We start from the raw sequence: 19,810 nt of genomic DNA, 5'->3' as shown, positions 1-19,810 counted from the left end.
CCGGGCCGGGGGGGCCGGGTCGGCACAGCGCACCGAGCGGGAGGCATACAGATGGCGTGGCTGCTCGTCGTGGTCGCCGGGCTGCTGGAGACGGGCTTCGCCGTCGGGCTCAAACTCTCCCATGGCTTCACCCGGCTCTGGCCGACGGTCTCCTTCTGTGTCTTCGCGCTCGGCAGCTTCGGGCTGCTGACGCTCGCGCTGCGGAAACTGGAGGTGGGGCCCGCGTACGCGGTGTGGACCGGCATCGGCGCGGCCGGGACCGCGATCTACGGGATGGCCTTCCTCGGGGAGACGGTCTCCACGCTCAAGCTCGTCTCGATCTCCCTGGTGATCGCCGGGGTCATCGGCCTGCAGCTCTCCGGCGCCGCCCATTGAGCTCCGCGCCGGTGGCCCGCGATCCCGGCCGGACCCGCGATCCCCGCGGTCCCGCCGGCACCGGGCCCTCCGGCGGCAGGACTCCGCGGACCAGGCGGGCCACGTCCTCCGCCCCGGTGGGCGCGACCACACAGGACAGCGCGAGCCGGGTCGCGGTCTCGCAGGCACGGCCCAGGGCCGCGGCTTCCTCCGCCGGCCAGTCGCGCTCCAGCAGGGTCACCGCGCGGTCGCGCACCCGGCCGAGCAACTCGCCGGGAGAGGGCAGCGGGTCGGGGCCGGCGCCCGGCCGCTGGGCGGGCAGCGGGCCGAGGTGCTCGGGCGACGGGAGGCGCTCGGTCCAGCAGCCGGTGAGGGCCGCGCGCAGCAGCGGGTTGGCGTCAGCGGCCCGTACGGTCCACTGCGCCGCCGCCGTCAGCCGCTCCCGGGGGTCGGCGCCACCCGGCCCGGCGAGCGCCGCCTCGATGCCGGTCAGGTAGGCGTCGGCCTCGCGCCGCACCAGGGCACGGGCCAGCCCCTCCTTGCTGCCGAACTCGTTGTAGAGAGTCTGCCGGGAGACCCCGGCGGCCGCGGCCACGTCAACCATCCGTACCCCGGCCCAGGGTCGGCCGACGAGCGCCGTGAAGGCCGCGTCCAACAAGGCTTCGCGCGCTGCGGGCATATCGCCTCCCTGGCCGATCCGCCCGTTTTGGGCGGGCCTCGAGCCAGAATTGACGGGCCGCCAGGGAGTGTCAATAGCTCCTGCGGGCGACAGTAGGCGGCGGAACGGCCCTGGCCGTGTGATTGCGGCGGGGCGCTGTGGATACTGTTCGGCCATGGCCGATTACCACGATGATCTGCGTCTGGCGCATGTACTGGCCGACTCCGCCGATGCCACGACCATGGAGCGGTTCAAGGCTCTGGACCTCAAGGTCGAGACCAAACCCGACATGACCCCGGTGAGCGAGGCCGACAAGGCCGCCGAGGAGTTGATCCGCAGCCAGCTCCAGCGTGCCCGGCCACGCGACGCCGTGCTCGGCGAGGAGTTCGGCAGCGAGGGCTCGGGCCCGCGCCGCTGGATCGTGGATCCGATCGACGGCACCAAGAACTACGTCCGCGGGGTGCCGGTGTGGGCCACGCTCATCGCGCTGATGGAGCGCGGCGAGGGTGGCGACCGGCCGGTCGTGGGCGTGGTGTCGGCCCCGGCGCTGGGGCGCCGCTGGTGGGCGGCGGAGGGGCTCGGCGCCTACACCGGGCGGAGCCTGTCGTCGGCGACCCGGCTGCGCGTCTCGCAGGTGGGCAAGCTCGCCGACGCGTCGTTCGCGTACTCCTCGCTGAGCGGCTGGGAGGAGCGGGGCAGGCTGAACGCCTTCCTCGACCTGACGCGGGCCTGCTGGCGGACCCGGGCCTACGGCGACTTCTGGTCGTACATGATGGTCGCGGAGGGCGCGGTGGACATCTGCGCCGAGCCGGAGCTGTCGCTGTGGGACATGGCGGCCTGCGCGATCGTCGTCCAGGAGGCGGGGGGCAGTTTCACCGGCCTGGACGGGCGGCCCGGCCCGCACAGCGGGAACGCGGCGGCCTCCAACGGCCTGTTGCACGAGGAGCTGCTGAGCTACCTGGGCTGAAGCCACCTGAGCTGAAACCTGAGCGCGGCCCGACCGGCTCACCTGACGGGCCGTCATGCTGCGACCGTACGCGCCGTCGGGCCTCACGCGCCCCCTTGTCGTGCTCACGACCGCGTGTGAACATGAGAATCCACCCGCTTGTGAACTTGTGAATCCCTTCACAGGGCTGCCCGGCGTCGCCGGATCCCGGCGTGAAGGGCCGCCAAGGAGGTGGCTCCACCCATGTCCATGCTCGTCCGAGACGCCATGAGCACAGTGATCCTCACCATCGGCCCGGCGCACACGCTCCGCCAGGCAGCCCGGCTGATGGCCGCGCGCCGCGTCGGCTCGGCCGTCGTCCTCGACCCGGACCACTGCGGTCTGGGCATCCTCACCGAACGCGACATCCTCAACTCCCTGGGCGCCGGCCAGGATCCGGACCAGGAGACCGCCCAGGCCCACACCACCACCGACGTGGTCTTCGCCGCGCCGGAGTGCGGCCTGGAGGACGCCGCCGCCGCGATGGTGCGCGGCGGCTTCCGCCATCTGATCGTCTGCGACGACCGCGGACCGGTGGGGGTGGTGTCGGTCAGAGACATCATCCGGGCCTGGGTCCCGGCACGTACGACCGCGGACGTGGTGACGGCCTGACGTTCCCGGCCGCCCGACCAGGGCCGGGAGCACACACGGGAGCTGGGAGCACACGGAGAGGCCGGAGCCCAACGGCGTCCGGCCTCTCCGGTCGTACGGCAAGCCTCCTCAGCCGCGCAGGGCCTGGACCGCGGCCTCCAGCCGCTTGCCGTAGTCCGCGTCCGCCATGCGGAAGTTCTCGATCGCGCGCTGCGCGATGTCGTCGCGCGACACCTGCGCGATGAACCCGGCGAGGTTCGCGATCAGGCGCTCCTTCTCGTCCTCCGACATCAGGCGGTAGAGGTTGCCCGCCTGGACGAAGTCGTCGTCCTCGGCGTGCGAGGGGGCGGCGTGGTCACCGGTCGCGCCGGTCACCGCGACCGGCTGCCACAGCGGCCTGCCGGTCTGCGCCGGGCCGCCGAAGCTGTTCGGCTCGTAGTTCTTCGCGCCGCCGTGCCGGCCGTCGTACAGCAGGCCGTCCCGTCCGTGGGTGCGCGCCTCGGTGGCGTGCGGCCGGTTCACCGGCAGGTGGTCGGCGTTGATGCCGACGCGGTAGCGGTGCGCGTCGCCGTACGCGAAGAGGCGGCCCTGGAGCATCTTGTCCGGGGACGGGCCGATACCGGGCACGAAGTGCGCCGGCGAGAAGATCGACTGCTCGACCTCGGCGAAGATGTTCCGGGGGTTGCGGTTGAGCTCCAGCTTGCCGATCTCGATCGGCGGGTAGTCCTCGTGCGGCCACACCTTGGTGAGGTCGAACGGGTTGAAGCGGTAGTTCGCCGCGTCCGCCGCCGGCATGATCTGCACCTGGACGGTCCAGGTCGGGAACTCGCCGCGCTCGATCGCCTCGCGCAGGTCGCGCTGGTGGCTGTCGGGGTCCTCGCCCGCGAGCTTGTTCGCCTCTTCCTGCGTGAGGTTATCGATGCCCTGGTCGGTCTTGAAGTGGTACTTGACCCAGAAGACCTCGCCCGCCTCGTTGCTCCACTGGTAGGTGTGCGAGCCGTAGCCGTTCATGTGGCGGTACGTGGCGGGGATGCCGCGGTCACCGAAGAGCCAGGTCACCTGGTGCGTCGACTCGGGCGACAGGCCCCAGAAGTCCCAGACGTTGTCCGCCTCCTGCGAGCCGGTGTACGGGTCGCGCTTCTGGGTGTGGATGAAGTCGGGGAACTTGATGGCGTCCTTGATGAAGAACACCGGGGTGTTGTTGCCGACGAGGTCGTAGTTGCCGTCTTCGGTGTAGAACTTCAGCGCGAAGCCCCGGGGGTCGCGCACCGCGTCGGCGGAGCCGAGGCTGCCCGCCACGGTCGAGAAGCGCAGGAAGGTCTCGGTCTGCTTGCCGACCTCGGACAGGAACGTCGCGTGGGTGTACTTGGTGACGTCCGCGGTCACGGTGAAGGTGCCGTAGGCGCCGGCGCCGCGCGCGTGGACGATCCGCTCCGGTATGCGCTCGCGGTTGAAGTGGGCCAGCTTCTCCAGCAGGTGCTGGTCCTGGACCAGGACCGGCCCGCCGACGCCCGCGGTCTCGCTGTTCTGGTTGTCCCCGACCGGTGCGCCCGCTTCCGTCGTCAGCGGTCCGGTGTTCTCCGATGCGGTCACGTGCGCCTCCTGCGTCTGGTCCTGTCCCGTGGCCTACAGCCGAGCTCGATCCTACATTGGACAACGTCTAAGTCAAGATGACTTTGAAAGTCGTACGTGATCCGGCCATGGACAGGTCGCTGGTACGCTGGCCTTATCTGACTGATAGGTGAATGGCATGAGTGACCTGCTGGAACGGCTCCGTGGACGTGGCTGGCGGCTGACCGCCCAACGGCGTGTCGTCGCCGAGGTCCTCGACGGGGACCACGTGCACTACACCGCCGACGAGGTTCACGCGCGGGCGGTCGACCGCCTGCCGGAGATCTCCCGCGCGACCGTGTACAACACGCTCGGCGAGCTGGTCTCGCTGGGGGAAGTGATCGAGGTCAGCACGGACGGGCGCGCCAAGCGGTACGACCCGAACGCGCACCACGCCCACCAGCACCTGGTGTGCTCCCGGTGCGGCACGATCCGCGATGTGCACCCGTCCGGCGATCCGCTCGCCGACCTGCCCACCGAGGAGCGGTTCGGCTTCACGGTCTCGGCCGTCGAGGTCACCTACCGCGGCGTGTGCCCGAACTGCGCGGGCTGATCACCGGGGGCCCGGTCGGGCCCCCGGTGGCGCTCATGACCGCTCATGACGAAGGGCCCGGATCCTGAGGATCCGGGCCCTTCGTTCTCGTAGCGGGGACAGGATTTGAACCTGCGACCTCTGGGTTATGAGCCCAGCGAGCTACCGAGCTGCTCCACCCCGCGTCGGTGTGCCCTAACTTTAACCCTGAGCCGACGACCAGCGCAAATCGTGTCCGGAGCCACCCTCCGGAGCGGGCCGGGGCCCGGCCGCGTCCTGGGCTCGGCCGTCAGGCCGTGAGTTCCTGCTGGAGGGCGTCCCGCAGCCGCGCCGCCCGCTCCGCGACTTCCGCCGGGCCCAGCTCGACCGCGCGGCCGCACCACTGCTGCGCCTCCGCCAGGTGTCCCCGGCGGGCCGCGAGCAGCGCGAGCCGCAGCGCCGCACGGCCGTGTCCGGCCTCCGCCGCGCGGGCCCACCACAGGGAGGCCTCCGGCTCGCTGCCCTCGCGGGCGAGCAGCAGGCCGAGGTTGAACGCGCCGTTGCTGCTGCCCGCCTCGGCGGCCATGCGGTACCAGCGCGCGGCCTCGACGACGTCGCCCCTGGCGGACGCGAGCATGCCGACGCGCACCTGGGCCCGCCGGTGGCCCCTGCGGGCGGCGAGCTCGTACCACTCCTCGTACTCGGGGCGGGTCGCGCAGGCGGCGTCCCGGCCCTTGGCCGTGTCCTTGGCCGTGCCCTTGGCGCCGCCCCTGCCGCCGTCCCTGGCCCGGCCCTTGCCGCCGTCCTCGGTCCCGTCCTCGACCGCGCCCGTGGACGCACCCTTGGCCGCGTCCTTGGCGACGGGCGGCGCGCTGGAGCGTCGCGCCGACGGGCCCGCGGACCGGCCGGGGGCCGCCCCGGACTGCGGCCGGTCGAGCAGGGCGCCCAACCGGAACGCCGCCTCCGCGCTGCCGCCCCCGCGGCGCAGCGCAGGTGGCGCTCGGCGCCCCGGTCGTCCCCGTCCCGCAGCAGGACGATGGCGACCTGGAGCGCGGCCTCGGTGTGCCCGGCGGCCGCCGCGCGCTCGTACCACTGGTGCGCGAGCGCGTCCTCACCGCGTCCGGCGTGCAGGATGCCGAGGTTGAAGGCGGCGTCCACGCTGCCCGCCTCGGCGGCCTTGGAGAACCACGGCTCGGCGCCGGCGGCGTCGCCGCGCTGGAGCAGCAGCACCGCGAGCGCGTTGGCCGCCTCTCGGTGCCCGGAGTAGGCGGCGCGGCGGTACCACTGCTCGGCCTGTGCCTCGCGCCCCTGCTCGGCGCAGAGCAGCCCGAGGTTGTACGCGCCGTTGTGGTCACCGGCGTCCAGGGCGGCCCGGTACCAGCGCTCGGCGGTCTGCGTCTCGCCCCGGTCGGCGTGCAGCGCGCCCAGCGCGTTGGCGGCGTTGCCGTCGCCGTCCTGGGCGGCGCGATGCCACCACACGGCGGCGCTCTCGGCGTCGCCCGCGTCCCGCAGCAGGAAGCCCAGCGCGCAGGCGGCGCGGGTCTCGCCGTCCTTGGCGGACATCAGGTACCAGCGGCCGGCCTCCTGGGTCTCGCCGCGCTCCTCAAGGAGCGTGCCGAGGTGCAGGGCGGCGCGCCGGTGGCCGCGCGCGGCGGCCTGGCGGTACCACTGCTCGGCCTCGGACCGCCTCCCGCGGCCACCGGTACCGGTGCCGGTACCGACCGAACCGGTGCCGGTCCTGTCGCCCTCGGTCCTCCCCGCGCCCGTTCCGCCGCCGCCCGTCCTCCCACCGCCCGTTCCGCCCGGGCCGGTGCTGCCCGGCGCGCTCGCGCCGGTGCCGGTCCTGCCGCGCTCCGGGTCGCCCTCCCGCTGGTCGAGGATCCGGGCCAGGCGGTACGCGGCCTCGCGGTGACCGCGCTCGGCGGCCGCCCGGAACCAGCGTTCGGCACCGATGTCGCTGCGGTGCTCCAGAAGATCCGCGAGGGCGTACGCGCCGAGCGCGTGCCCGGACTCGGCGGACTGGCGCAGCCAGTACTCGGCGGCGGGCTCGTCGCCCCGCTCGCGGTGGTACCGGCCGAGCGCGTGCGCGGCGGCCGCCGAACCGGCGACCGCGGCGGTCCGCCACCAGTCCGCTGCCTCGTCGGAGTAACCGCGCTGGTGCAGCAGGACTCCGAGGTTGTTGGCGGCGGCACGGTCACCGGACGCGGTGGCGGCCCTCAAGTACGGCTCGGCGCCGTCGAGGTCGCCGCGGCGCAGCAGCAGGGAGCCGAGAGCACTCATGGAAGCGGGGTCGCCAGCCTCGGCGGCGCGGCGGTGCCGCGTCTCCTCTTCGGCGTCGTCGTGCGTCTGCACAAGCTGCCCTGTCTCCAACAGACTTGCCCTGTCCCCCATGTTTTCCATCGTCGCACCACCCGCAACCCGCGTACATCTGGTATATCGCAGCCAGTGAGGTCACTTCAGCGTTTTGTCGACATGCCCACAGAGAGATAAGTCAAACGCGAAAACCCCGCAGACTGGTGGAGGACACACGACTAAGGCCCGGATCCTTGAGGATCCGGGCCTCGTCGTTCAGTAGCGGGGACAGGATTTGAACCTGCGACCTCTGGGTTATGAGCCCAGCGAGCTACCGAGCTGCTCCACCCCGCGCCGTTGTGTTTTTACCGTATCACGGCGCGGGACGGGCCCGATCGGCTCTCCGCTCAGGTGTTCTCTCTCCTGGCCTTGTCGTCCGGCTTCTGGTCCTGCTGGTCCTGCTTCCCTTCGGATGCCTTCTGCTCCGCGTCGGCAGCGCGCTGCAGCGCCTTCTTGAGGTCGTCCTGGGCCTTGTCGTACGCGCCCCAGTCCGGACCGTCCTCGCCCTGCAGCGCCTTCTGGCCCGCGTCGAACGCCTCCTGGGCGTCCTTCAACGCCTCTTGGACCGTCGGGTCCTTGCTCGTCGGCGGCTCGGGCTTCTCGCCCGGTGGCTCCTCCTTGGGCGGCAGGGTGGCGCCGTCCTCACTGAAGACGGCGGCGAGCGCTTTGTCCAGGCTGGCCTCGAAGACCGTCTTGCCGTTGTAGGACGCGGCCACCCGTTTCATCAGCGGATACTGCCCGTTACGGCCCTGGGCGTACACCGGCTCGATGTACAGCAGCCCGCCTTCGAGGGGCACCGTCAGCAGGTTGCCGTACTGGATGTCCGAGTCGGCGCCCTTCAGGTCCCGGACGAAGGTGGCCACGTCGTTCGAGCTGTTGAGCTTGTTCTGCACCTGCTGCGGGCCGTCGACCTCGGAGGTGACTCTCAACAGCCTTATCGTGCCGTAGTCCTTGCTGTTCGCGTCGGCATCGACCGCCATGAACGCGCCGAGGTTCGGGCGCCCGTTGGGAGTGAAGGTGGTGGTCAGCGAGAAGCGCTGGCCCTCCGCTCCCGGCATCTTCATGTTCAGGTAGTACGGCGGGACCGCGATGCCGTTCTTGGTCGTCGGGTCGTCCGGCACCTGCCAGGCGTCACTACCGCTGTAGAACTGCTTGGCGTCGGTGACGTGGTAGCGGGTGAGCAGTTCGCGCTGCACCTTGAACAGGTCCTGCGGGTAGCGGAAGTGCTCCATCAGCTCGTCGGGGATCTCGTCCTTGGACTTCACAGTCCCCGGGAACGCCTTCTTCCAGGTCTTCAGGACCGGGTCCTTGGTGTCCCACTCGTAGAGCTTGACGGTGCCGTCGTAGGCGTCGACGGTCGCCTTGACCGAGTTGCGGATGTAGTTGACCTTGTTCTCCTGCGCGACGACCTCGCGCTGCCCGTCGGTCAGCGAGTCCTCGGTGGTGTCGCCCAGGGCCGTCCGCGACGCGTACGGATAGCCGTTGCTGGTGGTGTAGGCGTCGACGATCCACTGGATCCGGCCGTTGACCACCGACGGATAGGCGTCGCCGTCGATGGTCAGCCACGGGGCGACCGCTTCGACGCGCTCCTTGGGCGTGCGGTTGTAAAGGATCTTCGATCCCTTGCCGATGGCTCCCGAGTACAGGAACTGCGGCTCGCTGAAGGCCACCGCGTACGCGGCGCGGTTGATCGGGTTGTCGAGCGAGACCCCGCCCTTGCCCTTGAAACTGGTGGTCTTCTCGCCCGTCGCCTCGTAGTCGAGTTCCTTCTGCGGACCGCCGACGATCGAGTACTGGTCGGTCTTCTCGCCGTAGTAGATCCGCTGCTGGTGGTCGCCGAGGACGTCGCCCCTGGCCGGCAGGCCCCGTGAGGTGAACTTCGGCGCCCCGTTGTCCGTCGTGGAGGTGCCCTCCGCGGAGATCGCGCCGTAGCCGTGGGTGTACGTGAAGTGGTCGTTGATCCAGTTCCGCTTCGGGATGCCCTCGATGTTGAGCTCACGCAGACCCACCACGGTGTCCCGGCCGTTGTAGCGGTCCACGTCCAGGGTGGCGGGGAACTGGTAGTACTTCTTCTTCTGCTCGACCTGCTGGAAGGTCGGCGAGACGATGTTCGGGTCGAGCAGCCGGTAGTTGGCCGCCGAGGTCGCGGCGTCGCGCAGCTTGGCGGGGTCCTTGGTGGTCCCCCGGCCCTTGTAGTCGGTGATCTCCGCGGCATCGATGCCGTACGCCTTGCGTGTGGCCTCGATGTTCTTCTTGATGTACGGCGCTTCCTTGGCCTGCTCGTTGGGCTGGACCTGGAACTTCTGGACGATGGCCGGGTAGAGGCCGCCGATGAGGACCGCCGAGAGCACCATCAGGCCGAAGCCGATGACGGGCAGCTGCCAGGTGCGGCGCCACAGCGTGGCGAAGAACAGCAGCGCGCAGATGACCGCGATGCAGAACAGGATCGTCTTCGCCGGCAGGTAGGCGTTGGCGTCGACGTTGCGCAGACCGACCCAGTTGTCGGTCGCCTTGAAGTCGCTGGACTTCACCGCCAGGCCGTACCGGTCGAGCCAGTACGCGACCGCCTTGAGAGCGACGAAGACGCCCATCAGCACCGAGAGGTGGCTGGTGGCCGCCCCGGTCGCCCGGGCCCCGGGGCTGGTGATGCGCAGGCCCCCGTACAGGTAGTGCACGAGCACCGCGGCGATCAGGGACAGCACCGTGGCCGCGAAGCCGAAGCTCAGCAGGAAGCGGTACCAGGGGAGGTCGAACGCGAAGAAGGACACGTCCTTGTGGAACTGCGGGTCCTTCTCGCCGAACTTCACGCCGTTGACGTACAGCAGCCAGGTGCGCCACTGGCTGGAGGCGGAGGCGCCCGCGATCAGCCCGACGAGCGCGGTCACCGCGACCAGCAGCCAGACCTTGTACGGGGCGATGGCCATCCGGTAGCGGTCCAGGCTCTGCTGCTCCAGCGACATCGCGCTGAGCGGCGGCCGCAGCCGGTGCGCCAGCCAGATGTTGAAGCCGACGGCAGCGGCCATCAGCAGGCCGAAGACGGCGAACAGCCCGATCTTGGTGGTCAGGGTCTTGGTGAAGACCGAGGAGTAACCGACCGAGCGGTACCACAGCCAGTCGGTCCAGAACCCCGCGAACATGACGAAGAGCATGGCCAGCGCCGCCAGCACGCCCAGGGTCATCAGCAGGGTCCGGACCCGCCGCGAAGGTCGGCCGACTCTGATCCGTGGCCCTGTCGGGCCTCCGCCGCGGTCCGGCATCTGGAAAGCCAAGGTGCGCACCTCGAAGTTCGCTGTCGTTATTGCGGGCCCCGCGATCGTAGGGCCCACTGATGCAACTTACTCAGGCTTTACTCAGTTCCCGCTTTGGGGTCCGATCAGGGCACGATATTGAGCATGTCCAACCTTCCCCACCCCCAAGAGCCCGTCGACCCCTCCGCGGCGGCGACCCCGATGGCCGCGAACCCGCTGACCCGAGCCGTACTGGAGATCGACGAGTACGCCTCCGGTCTGGGCTGGGACCAGCCGGCCCGGCTCTTCGCCCTCGTCGACACCGCCCGGCTGCGGGCCCAGGAGCCCGCTCTGGCCGCCCAGCTCGGGCTCGACGCCGGCGGCACCGACTCCCCCGGCCCTTCCCTGACCCCCATCGAGCAGGACGAGCTGCCCGCGGGCACGCCGCTGGACGAGTTCCTCGGCACCATCGCCTGGCCGGACGCGGTCGTCGGCTGCGCCCTGACCGTGGAGCGGCTGATGCTGCCGCCGTCCGCCGAGGCGTCCGTCCCGAAGGGCATGAACGAGCGGCGGCTCGCCCGCTGGATCGCCGAGCACCCGGAGCGCCAGGAGGTGCGGATGACCGTCGCGGTGCTCCGGGACGGGGCGCGCGAGTCCGCGGTGCGGCTGAGGGAGAAGGACTCCCCCACCGAGGTGCTGACCGGCCCCGACCTGGTGCCGGGGCTGGCCGAGGCGCTCTCCTCGACGTTCGCCGACTGACCGCGGCCTGAGGGGACCAGTGGCCAGGCCCTGCGGGGACTGGCCGGTCCCCGCGGGCGCGGACCGCGGTCGGGCTCAGCCCTTGGTGCAGCGGGGCAGCTCGGAGGTCTTGCCCGCGCGGATGGCGTCGAGGGCCTTCACCGCGTCGTCGAGGGTGTGGACCTTGACGAGGGTGAGACCGCCGGGCACGTCCTTGGCGGCGGTCGCGCAGTTCTCCTTCGGGGTGAGGAAGTACTCGGCGCCCTTCTTGCGCGCGCCGATGGTCTTCATCTGGATGCCGCCGATGGGGCCGACCAGGCCCTCGTTGTTGATGGTGCCGGTGCCCGCGACGAACTTCCCGCCGGTCAGAGGGCCCGGAGTCAGCTTGTCGATCAGGCCGAGCGTGAACATCAGGCCCGCGCTCGGCCCGCCGACATCCGCCAGCCTGATGTTCATCCGGAACGGGAAGAGGTAGTCGGTCGCCGCCTCGATGCCCACGATGGCGCGGTTCTCGCGGGGACCCGCCTTCGCGGTGGTGATGGTCACCGGCACGGTGTACTGGGGTTCCTTGCCGCTCTTCTCCGCCAGCGCGGCCTCCTTGGCCGGGACGACCGAGAAGACGACCTTCTCGCCGGGCTTGTGCCGGGTGACCAGCTTGCCCACCTCGTCGGGCGAGCGCACCGGCGAGCCGTCGACCTTCTTGATCACATCGCCCGCGTGCAGCTTGCCCTCGGCGGGGGCGCCCTTGCGGACGGTCCCGACCACGGTGAAGGAGCGGACCGGGATCTTCAGGTGCCTCAGCGCGGCGACCTTGGCGCTCTCCTGGGACTGGCTGAACTCCTCGGCGTTCTCCTGGGTGACCTCTTCCGCGGTCTTGTCGTCCGGGTAGAGGGTGTCGTGCGGGACGACGATCTCGTCGTCCGCCAGCCAGCCGTGCATCGCCTCGAAGAGGTTCATCCGGTACTCGGACCCCGTGACGCGGACGGTGGTCATGTTCAGGTGCCCGCTGGCCTTGTAAGTGTCGTGCCCGCTGACCTGCAGCACCTGCTCGCCGTTGTGCTCGCCCAGCGTGTTGTACGTGGGCCCGGGTGACATCTCGGCGTACGGCACGGGGATGAGCAACCCCGCGCAGAGCAGCGCGATCAGCGTCATGAGTGAGGCGAGCATCGTCGCGGTGCGGCGTGGCATGGAACGACAGTACGGGACGGGTCCACCTGTCCACCGCCGGGGCCATCCGGACCAGCGCTCCGCCCGGCGCCCGCGTTGGCGGGTGCGCATGGGTACGCCGTCCGATGGACCCGGCCGGGGCGGATCAGGCGGCGTCGGAACCGGAATGAGTCCGCTCCATCGCCTCACGGAACCGGGCGTACCCGGCCAGCTCGGCGACATCCCCGCTCTTACGGTTACGCGTGGCCCAGCCCGCGTACAGCACGGCCATCACCGCGGCGACAACCGGAATGAGCAACCAGAGAAGCGCACCCACAGCGGCCTCCCGACCCCTTGTGCAACCGCAACTGACAGATGAGCAGATTAACCGTCCGCCTGATCAACGCTCACCGCAGGGTGGGGGTTACGCAACCGATGCACGGCCATCGGGGGAGCCGCCCGGCCAGGGCGGTGGTCAGCAGGCGCCGACCCAGTCCTCGGTGCCGTCCGCGAACTTCTGGTGCTTCCAGATCGGCACCTCGCGCTTGAGGTCGTCGATCAGGCGGCGGCAGGCCTCGAAGGCCTCGGCACGGTGCGGGCAGGAGACGGCGACGACGACGGCCAGGTCCCCGATCGCCAGGTCCCCGACGCGGTGGACGGCGGCCATCGCGCGCACCGGGAAGTCGGCCGCGACCTTCTCCGCGACGCGGCGCAGCTCGGCCTCGGCGGTGGGGTGGGCGGAGTAGCCGAGCGCGGCGACGTCGGCACCGCCGTCGTGGTCGCGTACGGTCCCGACGAAGAGCGCCGTCCCGCCCGCCGAGTCGTCACCGACGGCCCCGAACACCTCGTCCACCGACAGGGCGGTGTCGCGGATCGCGAGGAGACGGATCGGGTCGGCCACCGCCTGCTCACCCGGGTGCTCGTACGTGCGTGCCATGGGGTCCATCGTGCCGCACCCACCTCGGATACGGAATACCGTATTGCGGAAATCGACTTCCGAATACCTCCGGCGGCCGGTCGTGCGGATCCGGCCGCCGGTGCGCGGTCAGATGCGGCGGCGCGCCTTGCGGGCGCGGCGGACCAGGGCGGCGGTGCCCAGCAGGGCGACGGTCGCACCCGCGGCGCCCGCGGCCGTGGCGTCCTTGCGGCCGAGCCGGCGGCCCGCGACGGTGTGCCGACCGGCGACCTCCTCCAGCAGCTCGGCCAGCACCTCCTCGTTCGTCCACGCGGGACGCCAGCCCGCGGCGTGCAGTCCGCTGCCGCTGACCGCCCACGGGTGCATCGTGTAGGCCAGGTCGCCGGCCGGCGACGGGGTCAGGCCGAGCCGGTGCAGCCGGGAGGCGGCTCCGAGGGCGACGGCCGACGGCAGCTCCATGCGCCGGATGCCGGACAGCTCCTCGACCTCCTCCTGCTCGAGCCAGCCGTCGCAGCCGACCGCCAGCTCCCCCTCGACCTTCTCCAGCGCCGCGTACTCCAGCGCGCTGACCAGGTCCTCCACGTGGCAGAACTGCCAGGTGGGGCGGGATCCGGCGACCACGAGCAGCCGGGGGGACTCAAAGTAGCGGGTGAGCGCGGTGTCGGTGCCGCCGACCAGCACGGCGGGGCGCAGCACGGTGATGTTCAGCCCGGGGTGGGCACGGGGCGCCCGCCGCCCCAGGTGCTCGATCTCCAGCAGGTCGCCGACTCCGGTGGCCTCGGCGGTGGCGCGCAGCTCCGCGTCCTCGGCCAGCGGAACATCGTTGTCCGGCAGCGCGCCGTAGACCATCGCGGAGGTGCACAGCACGACCCGGTGCACCCCGGCCGCCGCGGCGGCGGTCAGCACGGTCTGGGTGCCGCGCACGTTGTACGCGGTGCGTGCGGCCGGGTCCGTACCCAGATCGAGGTCGATCGCGAGGTGCACCACCACGTCCGCGCCGCGCAGCTTGTCGGCGATGGCCGGGTCGCGGACGTCCAGCACGTGCCAATGCGCCTCGGCGACCTCACCGCGCCGCTCGTCGAGCGCCACGACCTGCTTGATCTCGTCGGATTCGACGAGTCTCCGCGTCAGCAGCGCACCGACACCGGACGCGGCGCCGGTGACCGCCACGACAGGGCGTCTGGCGGTACGGGCCGTCTCGTTTCGCGCTGCGCGAACTTCTGACTCTGGGGAACTCACCGGGCGTCTCCAGCGGTTGTCATCAGTACGTACGCGTACGACGTGTACGTACGAGGTGACGTCCATCCTGCCGCAGCCCACGGACCGGCGGAGCACCGAGCCCGGAAACGGCCGAGGTGTCTACGCTGGGTGGTGATGTCGGGCATTCGCCGCCGGTGCAGACGCCGGCGGCCCTACGAGCCGAGGAAACCCGTGAGTGACACCCCATTCGGATTCGGCCTTCCGCCGGAGGAGCCGGAGGACGGCGACAACGGCAAGAAGAAGGGCGGCCAGGGCGGCAATGAGGGCCCCGCGAATCCGTTCGGGTTCGGCGGCGGCATGGGAGGCGCGGACAACCCCTTCGCCGCGATGTTCGGCTCGCTGAACCCGAGCGATCTCGGCGCCGCCTTCCAGCAGCTGGGCCAGATGCTGTCCTACGAGGGCGGCCCGGTGAACTGGGACATGGCCAAGGACATCGCCCGGAAGACCGTCGCCGGGGGAACCGCCGACGGTGGCAAGGACGCGAGCGTCGGTCCGGCCGAGCGCGCCGCGGTCGAGGAGGCCGTGCGCCTGGCCGACCTGTGGCTGGACGGCGTGACCTCCCTGCCGTCCGGCTCGGGCGCGGCGGTGGCGTGGAGCCGTGCCGAGTGGGTCGAGGCCACCCTGCCGGTGTGGAAGGACCTGGTGGACCCGGTCGCGGAGCGGGTGGGGACGGCCATGGGCGACGTCCTGCCCGAGGAGATGCAGGCCATGGCGGGCCCGCTGCTGGGCATGATGCGCTCCATGGGCGGCGCGATGTTCGGCTCCCAGATCGGGCAGGCGCTGGGTGTCCTGGCCGGGGAGGTCGTCGGCTCCACGGACATCGGGCTGCCGCTCGGCCCGGCCGGCAAGGCCGCGCTGCTGCCGGTCAACATCGCCGCCTTCGGCTCCGGGCTCGGCGTGCCCGAGAGCGAGGTCCGGCTGTACCTGGCGCTGCGGGAGGCCGCCCACCAGCGACTGTTCGCCCACGTCCCGTGGCTGCGCTCGCATCTGTTCGGCGCCGTCGAGGGGTACGCCCGCGGCATCAAGGTCGACACCGCCAAGCTGGAGGACGCGGTCGGCCACCTGGACCCGACCCACCCCGAGCAGCTCCAGGAAGCGCTCCAGCAGGGCATGTTCCAGCCGGAGGACACACCCGAGCAGAAGGCGGCGCTGGCCCGGCTGGAGACCGCTCTGGCCCTGGTGGAGGGCTGGGTGGACGCCGTCGTGCACGCGGCCGCCGCCCCGCACCTGCCGTCGGCGGACGCGCTGCGCGAGGCGCTGCGGCGGCGCCGGGCCACCGGCGGGCCCGCGGAGCAGACCTTCGCCACCCTCATCGGTCTGGAGCTGCGGCCGCGGCGGCTGCGGGACGCCTCCAGGCTGTGGGCCTCGCTGACCGACGCACGCGGTCTGGAGGGCCGCGACGGGCTCTGGGAGCACCCGGACATGCTGCCCACGGCCGCTGACCTCGACGACCCGGACGGGTTCGTCCACCGCGAGCAGCTCGACTTCTCCGAGCTGGACAAGATGCTCGGCGAGGCGGCGGGCGGCGCCGCCACGGACAAGCCCGACCTCACCAAGCGGGACGACGAGGGCGACGGCGACCGGTGAGCCTGCACGACGACGCGGCGCGGGTGCTGGATCAGTGGCCCGCGCCGACGCCTGAACAGGAAGAGCTGCGCACCGCGTATCTGCGGCATCTGGCGGCGTACCCGGACGGCATGTGGCGGTCCAGCCGCGACGGCCACCTCACCGCCAGTGCGCTGGTGGTCGACCCGACACACGGCCGGGTGCTGCTCACGCTGCACGGGAAGCTGCGGATGTGGCTCCAGATGGGCGGCCACTGCGAGCCGGGAGACGCCCGCATCGCGGACGCCGCGCTGCGTGAGGCCACCGAGGAGTCCGGGATCGCGGGCCTGACGCTGCTGCCCGGCGGCCCGGTGCGCCTCGACCGGCACCACACGCCCTGCGCCTGGCACCTGGACGTGCAGTACGCGGCCGTGGCACCCGAGGACGCCGTCGCGGCGATCAGCGACGAGTCCTTGGACCTGCGCTGGTTCGGTTACGACGAGGTGGCGGAGGTGGCGGACGAGTCGGTCCGCCGTCTGGTGGACCGTACCCGCGCGCTGCTGTGAGACGGGCGCGGGCATCCCCGCGCCCGCCCGCACGGCGTCAGTTGTTCCAGATGTTGCCCTGGTTCTGGCCCCGGGCCCCCTGCTGGCCCATGCCGAACTGGGCGGCCATGCCCTGGCCGACGACCGCGTTCTGCGGCGGCAGCTGCTCGCTGGGCTGGACGAGGGCGTAGCCCTGGCCGAGGAAGCTCAGCTCCCAGCCCTCGCCGGTGTTGCCGCGCCGCCGCCACACGCCGGAGGAGTGCGTCTGCGCCTGCATCTGGACGCGCAGCGAGGACGACCAGGCGACGATCGCGTCGGCGTCGGCGTTGACGTACTTGTCCGGGGTGACCTGGAGCATCAGGGGCTGCCCCGAGGTCATCAGCGCGACCTTGCCCTGCCCGGAGATGTTGAGGTTGTACTTGCCGGAGCCGGAGATGCCGTACTGGCTGTCGACCGCGATCACCTCCCAGTGCAGGGTGGAGTCGAGCGCGAGGACGTAGGAGGCGTCGACGGTGAGGCCGTCGTGGTCCACGTCCACCACATGGACGTACTGCGCCAGATTGGCGAAGTAGATGCTGCCCTGGCCCGAGCAGCGCATCAGGTCCAGGCCCTCGCCGGTGTTGGCGCGGGCGCGCCGCTGCCCCTGGGTCTGGTACTCGCCGTCGAACTCGATCAGCCCCTGGTAGGCGACCATCGTGCCCTTACGGGCGAGGACGTCGTCGTGGCCGGTGAGGGCGACCCTGAGCAGCTGGGGGTTCTGCAGCGTGTAGCGGTCCTGGCTCTGGTTCTCGGTGTGGCCGAAAAGCGGGCTCTGCATGGTGTGTTCGCTCCCCCTCAGCCCCGGGCCCGGAGCCGGTCGGTACTGTCCTCGCTGGGCTGTACGACGACGAAGCCCTGCCCGGAGAAGCCCAGCTGGTACGCCTCGCCGCTGCCCCGGCCGATCATCGATGAGGCCTTGAAGCTGCGCTTGCCCTTCATCTTGAGGTTGGTGGACCACGCGACGAGCGCGTCCGGGTCCACGTACGTCTCGTCCTCACCGCGGCCGCAGTCGACGACGATCGGGGCGCCCCGGGAGGTCAGCGCGACCCAGCCGGTGCCGGAGACGCCCACGTTGAACAGGCCCTGCCCGGCGAACTTGGCCATGCCCTTGACGCGCTGCACGCCCCACTGGAGGTGCGCGTCGAAGGCGAGGAGGTTGGTCCCGTTGACCGACAGGGAGTCGCCGTTGAGGTTGACGCAGACGACGTCCGCACCGTAGTCGGCGAGGTAGAGCACCCCGTCGCCGCTGCACTTCATCAGCGGTGCGCCCTCCCCGGTCAGCCACTGGGAGGCCATCTGGCGGACGGCGGGCGGGTTCGGCTCGTACTGGACGAAGCCCTCGTACGCGACCATCGAACCGGTGCGCGCGAAGAGGTCCTGGCCGCTTTGCATGGCGACCTTGAGCATGCTGCTGCCGTGGTTCTCCATACGGGCGGAGACCGGGGTCGCGGCGTGGCCCGCGATCAGTTGCTGGTCCATGACGGTCCCCTCACACCTCGTAGGGCTGGACGACGATGAAGTTGCCGGGCGCGCCGCGGAACTGGAGGTTCACGGTCTCCCCGCTGTGGCCGGGGTAGGCGGCGCGGCGCAGCCGCACCTGGCTGGAGATGATCACCTGGGATCCGGCGGACCAGGCGACGATGGCGTTGCTGTCGGCGAACGTGGTCGGGGTGACCGGCAGCACGACCGGCGTGCCCTGGGTCTTGACCACGACGGTGCCGGTGCCCTGGAACTGCATGGTGAACAGCGCGCCCCCGGGGATGCCGTGCCCTTCGATACGGCGCACCTCGTGCTGCAGCGACTCGTCGAAGGCCAGGACGTTCTCCGCGGAGACGCAGACCGCGTCACCCTGGAGTTCGATCGGGTGGACCTCGGCAGCGTTCTCGGCGAGGAACACCTGGCCCTGGCCGGAGCAGCGCATGAGCTGCATCTCCTGGCCGGTGGCGTTGCCGACGATCCGGCCGCGGAAGCCCGCGCCCTTGTAACCGAAGTCGACCTTGCCCTGGTAGAGCACCATGGTGCCCTGGCGGGCGAGCACGGGCTGGCCGCCGATGCCGAGGTCGACGCGGATCAGCTTGGGGTTCTGCGGCGTCCAGCGCTGGCCGGTGGGCGCCTCGCGGTACTTGGCGAGAGCTGCCTGGACGCCGGGGGCCACGCCGCCCTGGGGCGGTGCTCCCTGCGGCTGGCCGGGCTGTCCGTACGGACCGGGCTGCCCGGGGAACTGCCCCGGCTGGGGCGGGAACTGCCCGGGCGCGCCGGGGAACTGGCCCGGCTGGCCGGCCTGGCCGGGGTACGGTGCAGGCTGGCCGGGCGGCGGCTGCTGGCCCGGGTACTGCCCGGGCTGGGCGTACGGAGCCGCCTGCTGCGATCCCGCGCCGAAGGGAGGCTGCGGCTGCTGACCGGGGTACTGGCCGGGCGCTCCGGCGGGTCCGGGCGGCGGGACCGCACCGCCGGGCGGGGTGATCGGCGCGGCGATCGTCGGCGCGGCGTGCATCTGCGGCGCGACGGGGGCGGCCGGCGGCGGGGTGCTGCCGGGCGGGGGCGCGAAGCCCTGCGCGGCGGACGGCTGCGGGGCGGGGGCCGGAGGCGGTGTCGCGCCCTGCGGCGGACCGAAGTCGGGGGCGGGCGGCGCGGCGGCCGGGGCGGCGAAGCCGGGCGCGGGTGCGGGCTGGCCGGGGGGCGCGAATCCCGGTGCGGCGTTCTGGGCCGGGGCGGGCGCGGGCTCGTCCTCGGCGACCTCGCCGCCGAAGTTCCGCAGCAGCGCGTCGAGGCCGCCGTCGAAGCCCTGCCCGATGGCGGCGAACCGCCATACGTCCTTGAGGTAGAAGTCGCCGAGCATCACGGCCCGCTCGGTGCTGAACTCCGCACCGGTGAAGGCGTAGCGCACGACCTCCTCGCCGCCCGCCACGACCCGGATGTAGCCGGGGCCTATCTGCGACATCTGGCCGGCGCCGTCGAGAGTCGCGGTGAAGGACAGCCGGTGGATGTGCTGCGGGATGGTGTCGAGCATCACGCGGAAGGACTCGGTGTCCCCCGCCTGCGGACCAAGCTGCTGGATCGCTTCCTCGGGCGATTTGGGCTGGTTGTAGAAGACGAAGTAGCGGTCGTCCGACAGCCGCTCGCTCGCGTCGAGCCCGAAGCAGCTGATGTCGAAGGACAGGCCGGGCCCAGCGATCTGCACACCGACGTACAGGTCCCTCCCGGCTGTCAGGTCACTGATCTTGGCCTTGTGGCCGCGCTGGAATTCCCTGGCCATACGTAACGACCGTCCCCCATCCCGGAACCGGAGAGTGCATTGCGCGCCAGGCTAACCGCTGGCGCCGACTTTGAGC

General features: G+C 71.5%; 17 protein-coding genes, 2 tRNA genes and 1 pseudogene. 7 read left to right on the top strand and 13 right to left on the bottom strand.

The window, feature by feature from the left end:
* The first annotated feature begins 51 nt into the window (after positions 1–51).
* On the top strand, positions 52–375 hold the full coding sequence (locus Q3Y56_RS23605) for a multidrug efflux SMR transporter (RefSeq protein WP_304463842.1): 324 nt from the start codon (positions 52–54) through the stop codon (positions 373–375).
* On the opposite strand, the gene Q3Y56_RS23600 is transcribed toward Q3Y56_RS23605, so the two are convergent.
* Positions 341–1,033: a TetR family transcriptional regulator gene (locus Q3Y56_RS23600; RefSeq protein ID WP_304463841.1), complete on the bottom strand. Its 693-nt coding sequence runs from the start codon at positions 1,031–1,033 to the stop codon at positions 341–343. The genes Q3Y56_RS23605 and Q3Y56_RS23600 overlap by 35 nt on opposite strands.
* A 154-nt stretch (positions 1,034–1,187) precedes the next feature.
* Here Q3Y56_RS23600 and hisN point away from each other — a divergent pair, with 154 nt between their 5' ends.
* Entirely contained in the window at positions 1,188–1,979 is a 792-nt protein-coding gene (hisN, locus tag Q3Y56_RS23595) for a histidinol-phosphatase (protein WP_304463840.1), read from the top strand.
* A 228-nt stretch (positions 1,980–2,207) separates the two neighbouring features.
* Positions 2,208–2,609 carry a cyclic nucleotide-binding/CBS domain-containing protein gene (locus tag Q3Y56_RS23590; RefSeq protein ID WP_304465758.1) on the top strand — a complete coding sequence of 134 codons (402 nt, stop codon included), beginning with the start codon at positions 2,208–2,210 and terminating at the stop codon, positions 2,607–2,609.
* Positions 2,610–2,717: 108 nt separating this feature from the next.
* Here Q3Y56_RS23590 and Q3Y56_RS23585 read toward each other — a convergent pair whose 3' ends face one another.
* Positions 2,718–4,181 (bottom strand): catalase, encoded by a 1,464-nt coding sequence (locus Q3Y56_RS23585; RefSeq protein WP_304463839.1) that lies wholly within the window; start codon positions 4,179–4,181, stop codon positions 2,718–2,720.
* Positions 4,182–4,338: 157 nt separating this feature from the next.
* Here Q3Y56_RS23585 and Q3Y56_RS23580 point away from each other — a divergent pair, with 157 nt between their 5' ends.
* On the top strand, positions 4,339–4,752 hold the full coding sequence (locus tag Q3Y56_RS23580; protein WP_304463838.1) for a Fur family transcriptional regulator: 414 nt from the start codon (positions 4,339–4,341) through the stop codon (positions 4,750–4,752).
* Positions 4,753–4,842: 90 nt separating this feature from the next.
* On the opposite strand, the gene Q3Y56_RS23575 is transcribed toward Q3Y56_RS23580, so the two are convergent.
* From Q3Y56_RS23575 to Q3Y56_RS23560, 4 genes and pseudogenes are all read right to left on the bottom strand, one after another.
* A tRNA-Met gene (locus Q3Y56_RS23575) sits at positions 4,843–4,916 on the bottom strand.
* Positions 4,917–5,020: 104 nt separating this feature from the next.
* Positions 5,021–7,110 (bottom strand): annotated as a pseudogene (locus Q3Y56_RS23570) (tetratricopeptide repeat protein).
* A gap of 172 nt (positions 7,111–7,282) precedes the next feature.
* Positions 7,283–7,356: transfer RNA gene (locus tag Q3Y56_RS23565), tRNA-Met, on the bottom strand.
* Between the two features lie 53 nt (positions 7,357–7,409).
* Positions 7,410–10,319 (bottom strand): UPF0182 family protein, encoded by a 2,910-nt coding sequence (locus Q3Y56_RS23560; protein ID WP_304465757.1) that lies wholly within the window; start codon positions 10,317–10,319, stop codon positions 7,410–7,412.
* 135 nt (positions 10,320–10,454) lie between these two features.
* Here Q3Y56_RS23560 and Q3Y56_RS23555 point away from each other — a divergent pair, with 135 nt between their 5' ends.
* Positions 10,455–11,048, top strand: a complete 594-nt coding sequence (locus tag Q3Y56_RS23555; RefSeq protein WP_304463837.1) for a PPA1309 family protein — start codon at positions 10,455–10,457, stop codon at positions 11,046–11,048.
* Positions 11,049–11,123: 75 nt separating this feature from the next.
* Here the strand turns inward: Q3Y56_RS23555 and Q3Y56_RS23550 are convergent, their stop codons facing one another.
* The 4 genes from Q3Y56_RS23550 to Q3Y56_RS23535 form a co-directional block, all read right to left on the bottom strand.
* On the bottom strand, positions 11,124–12,215 hold the full coding sequence (locus Q3Y56_RS23550) for a PDZ domain-containing protein (RefSeq protein WP_304463836.1): 1,092 nt from the start codon (positions 12,213–12,215) through the stop codon (positions 11,124–11,126).
* 124 nt (positions 12,216–12,339) lie between these two features.
* Positions 12,340–12,510, bottom strand: coding sequence for a hypothetical protein (locus Q3Y56_RS23545; protein WP_304463835.1), 171 nt, complete (start codon positions 12,508–12,510; stop codon positions 12,340–12,342).
* Between the two features lie 138 nt (positions 12,511–12,648).
* The gene (locus Q3Y56_RS23540) at positions 12,649–13,110 is read right to left on the bottom strand and encodes a molybdenum cofactor biosynthesis protein MoaE (protein ID WP_304463834.1); all 462 of its coding nucleotides are present in this window, start codon (positions 13,108–13,110) and stop codon (positions 12,649–12,651) included.
* A gap of 108 nt (positions 13,111–13,218) precedes the next feature.
* Positions 13,219–14,328, bottom strand: coding sequence for an SDR family oxidoreductase (locus tag Q3Y56_RS23535; protein ID WP_304463833.1), 1,110 nt, complete (start codon positions 14,326–14,328; stop codon positions 13,219–13,221).
* 192 nt (positions 14,329–14,520) lie between these two features.
* On the opposite strand from Q3Y56_RS23535, the gene Q3Y56_RS23530 reads away from it, so the two are divergent.
* Both Q3Y56_RS23530 and Q3Y56_RS23525 read left to right on the top strand, forming a co-directional pair.
* Positions 14,521–15,936: a zinc-dependent metalloprotease gene (locus Q3Y56_RS23530; protein ID WP_304463832.1), complete on the top strand. Its 1,416-nt coding sequence runs from the start codon at positions 14,521–14,523 to the stop codon at positions 15,934–15,936.
* Positions 15,933–16,460, top strand: a complete 528-nt coding sequence (locus Q3Y56_RS23525) for an NUDIX hydrolase (protein ID WP_304463831.1) — start codon at positions 15,933–15,935, stop codon at positions 16,458–16,460. The genes Q3Y56_RS23530 and Q3Y56_RS23525 overlap by 4 nt, the downstream gene beginning before the upstream one ends.
* A 37-nt stretch (positions 16,461–16,497) precedes the next feature.
* Here the strand turns inward: Q3Y56_RS23525 and Q3Y56_RS23520 are convergent, their stop codons facing one another.
* From Q3Y56_RS23520 to Q3Y56_RS23510, 3 genes are read right to left on the bottom strand one after another with little or no spacing between them, the layout of a single operon-like run.
* Positions 16,498–17,256: an AIM24 family protein gene (locus Q3Y56_RS23520; RefSeq protein WP_304463830.1), complete on the bottom strand. Its 759-nt coding sequence runs from the start codon at positions 17,254–17,256 to the stop codon at positions 16,498–16,500.
* Positions 17,257–17,273: 17 nt separating this feature from the next.
* Entirely contained in the window at positions 17,274–17,957 is a 684-nt protein-coding gene (locus Q3Y56_RS23515) for an AIM24 family protein (protein WP_304463829.1), read from the bottom strand.
* A gap of 10 nt (positions 17,958–17,967) precedes the next feature.
* The gene (locus Q3Y56_RS23510; protein ID WP_304463828.1) at positions 17,968–19,734 is read right to left on the bottom strand and encodes a TerD family protein; all 1,767 of its coding nucleotides are present in this window, start codon (positions 19,732–19,734) and stop codon (positions 17,968–17,970) included.
* Positions 19,735–19,810: the final 76 nt, after the last annotated feature.

The organism is Streptomyces sp. XD-27 (genome assembly GCF_030553055.1).
GTDB lineage: Bacteria > Actinomycetota > Actinomycetes > Streptomycetales > Streptomycetaceae > Streptomyces.
The sequence above is the reverse complement of the archived record's forward strand: the minus strand, read 5'-3'. Positions and strand labels throughout refer to the sequence as shown.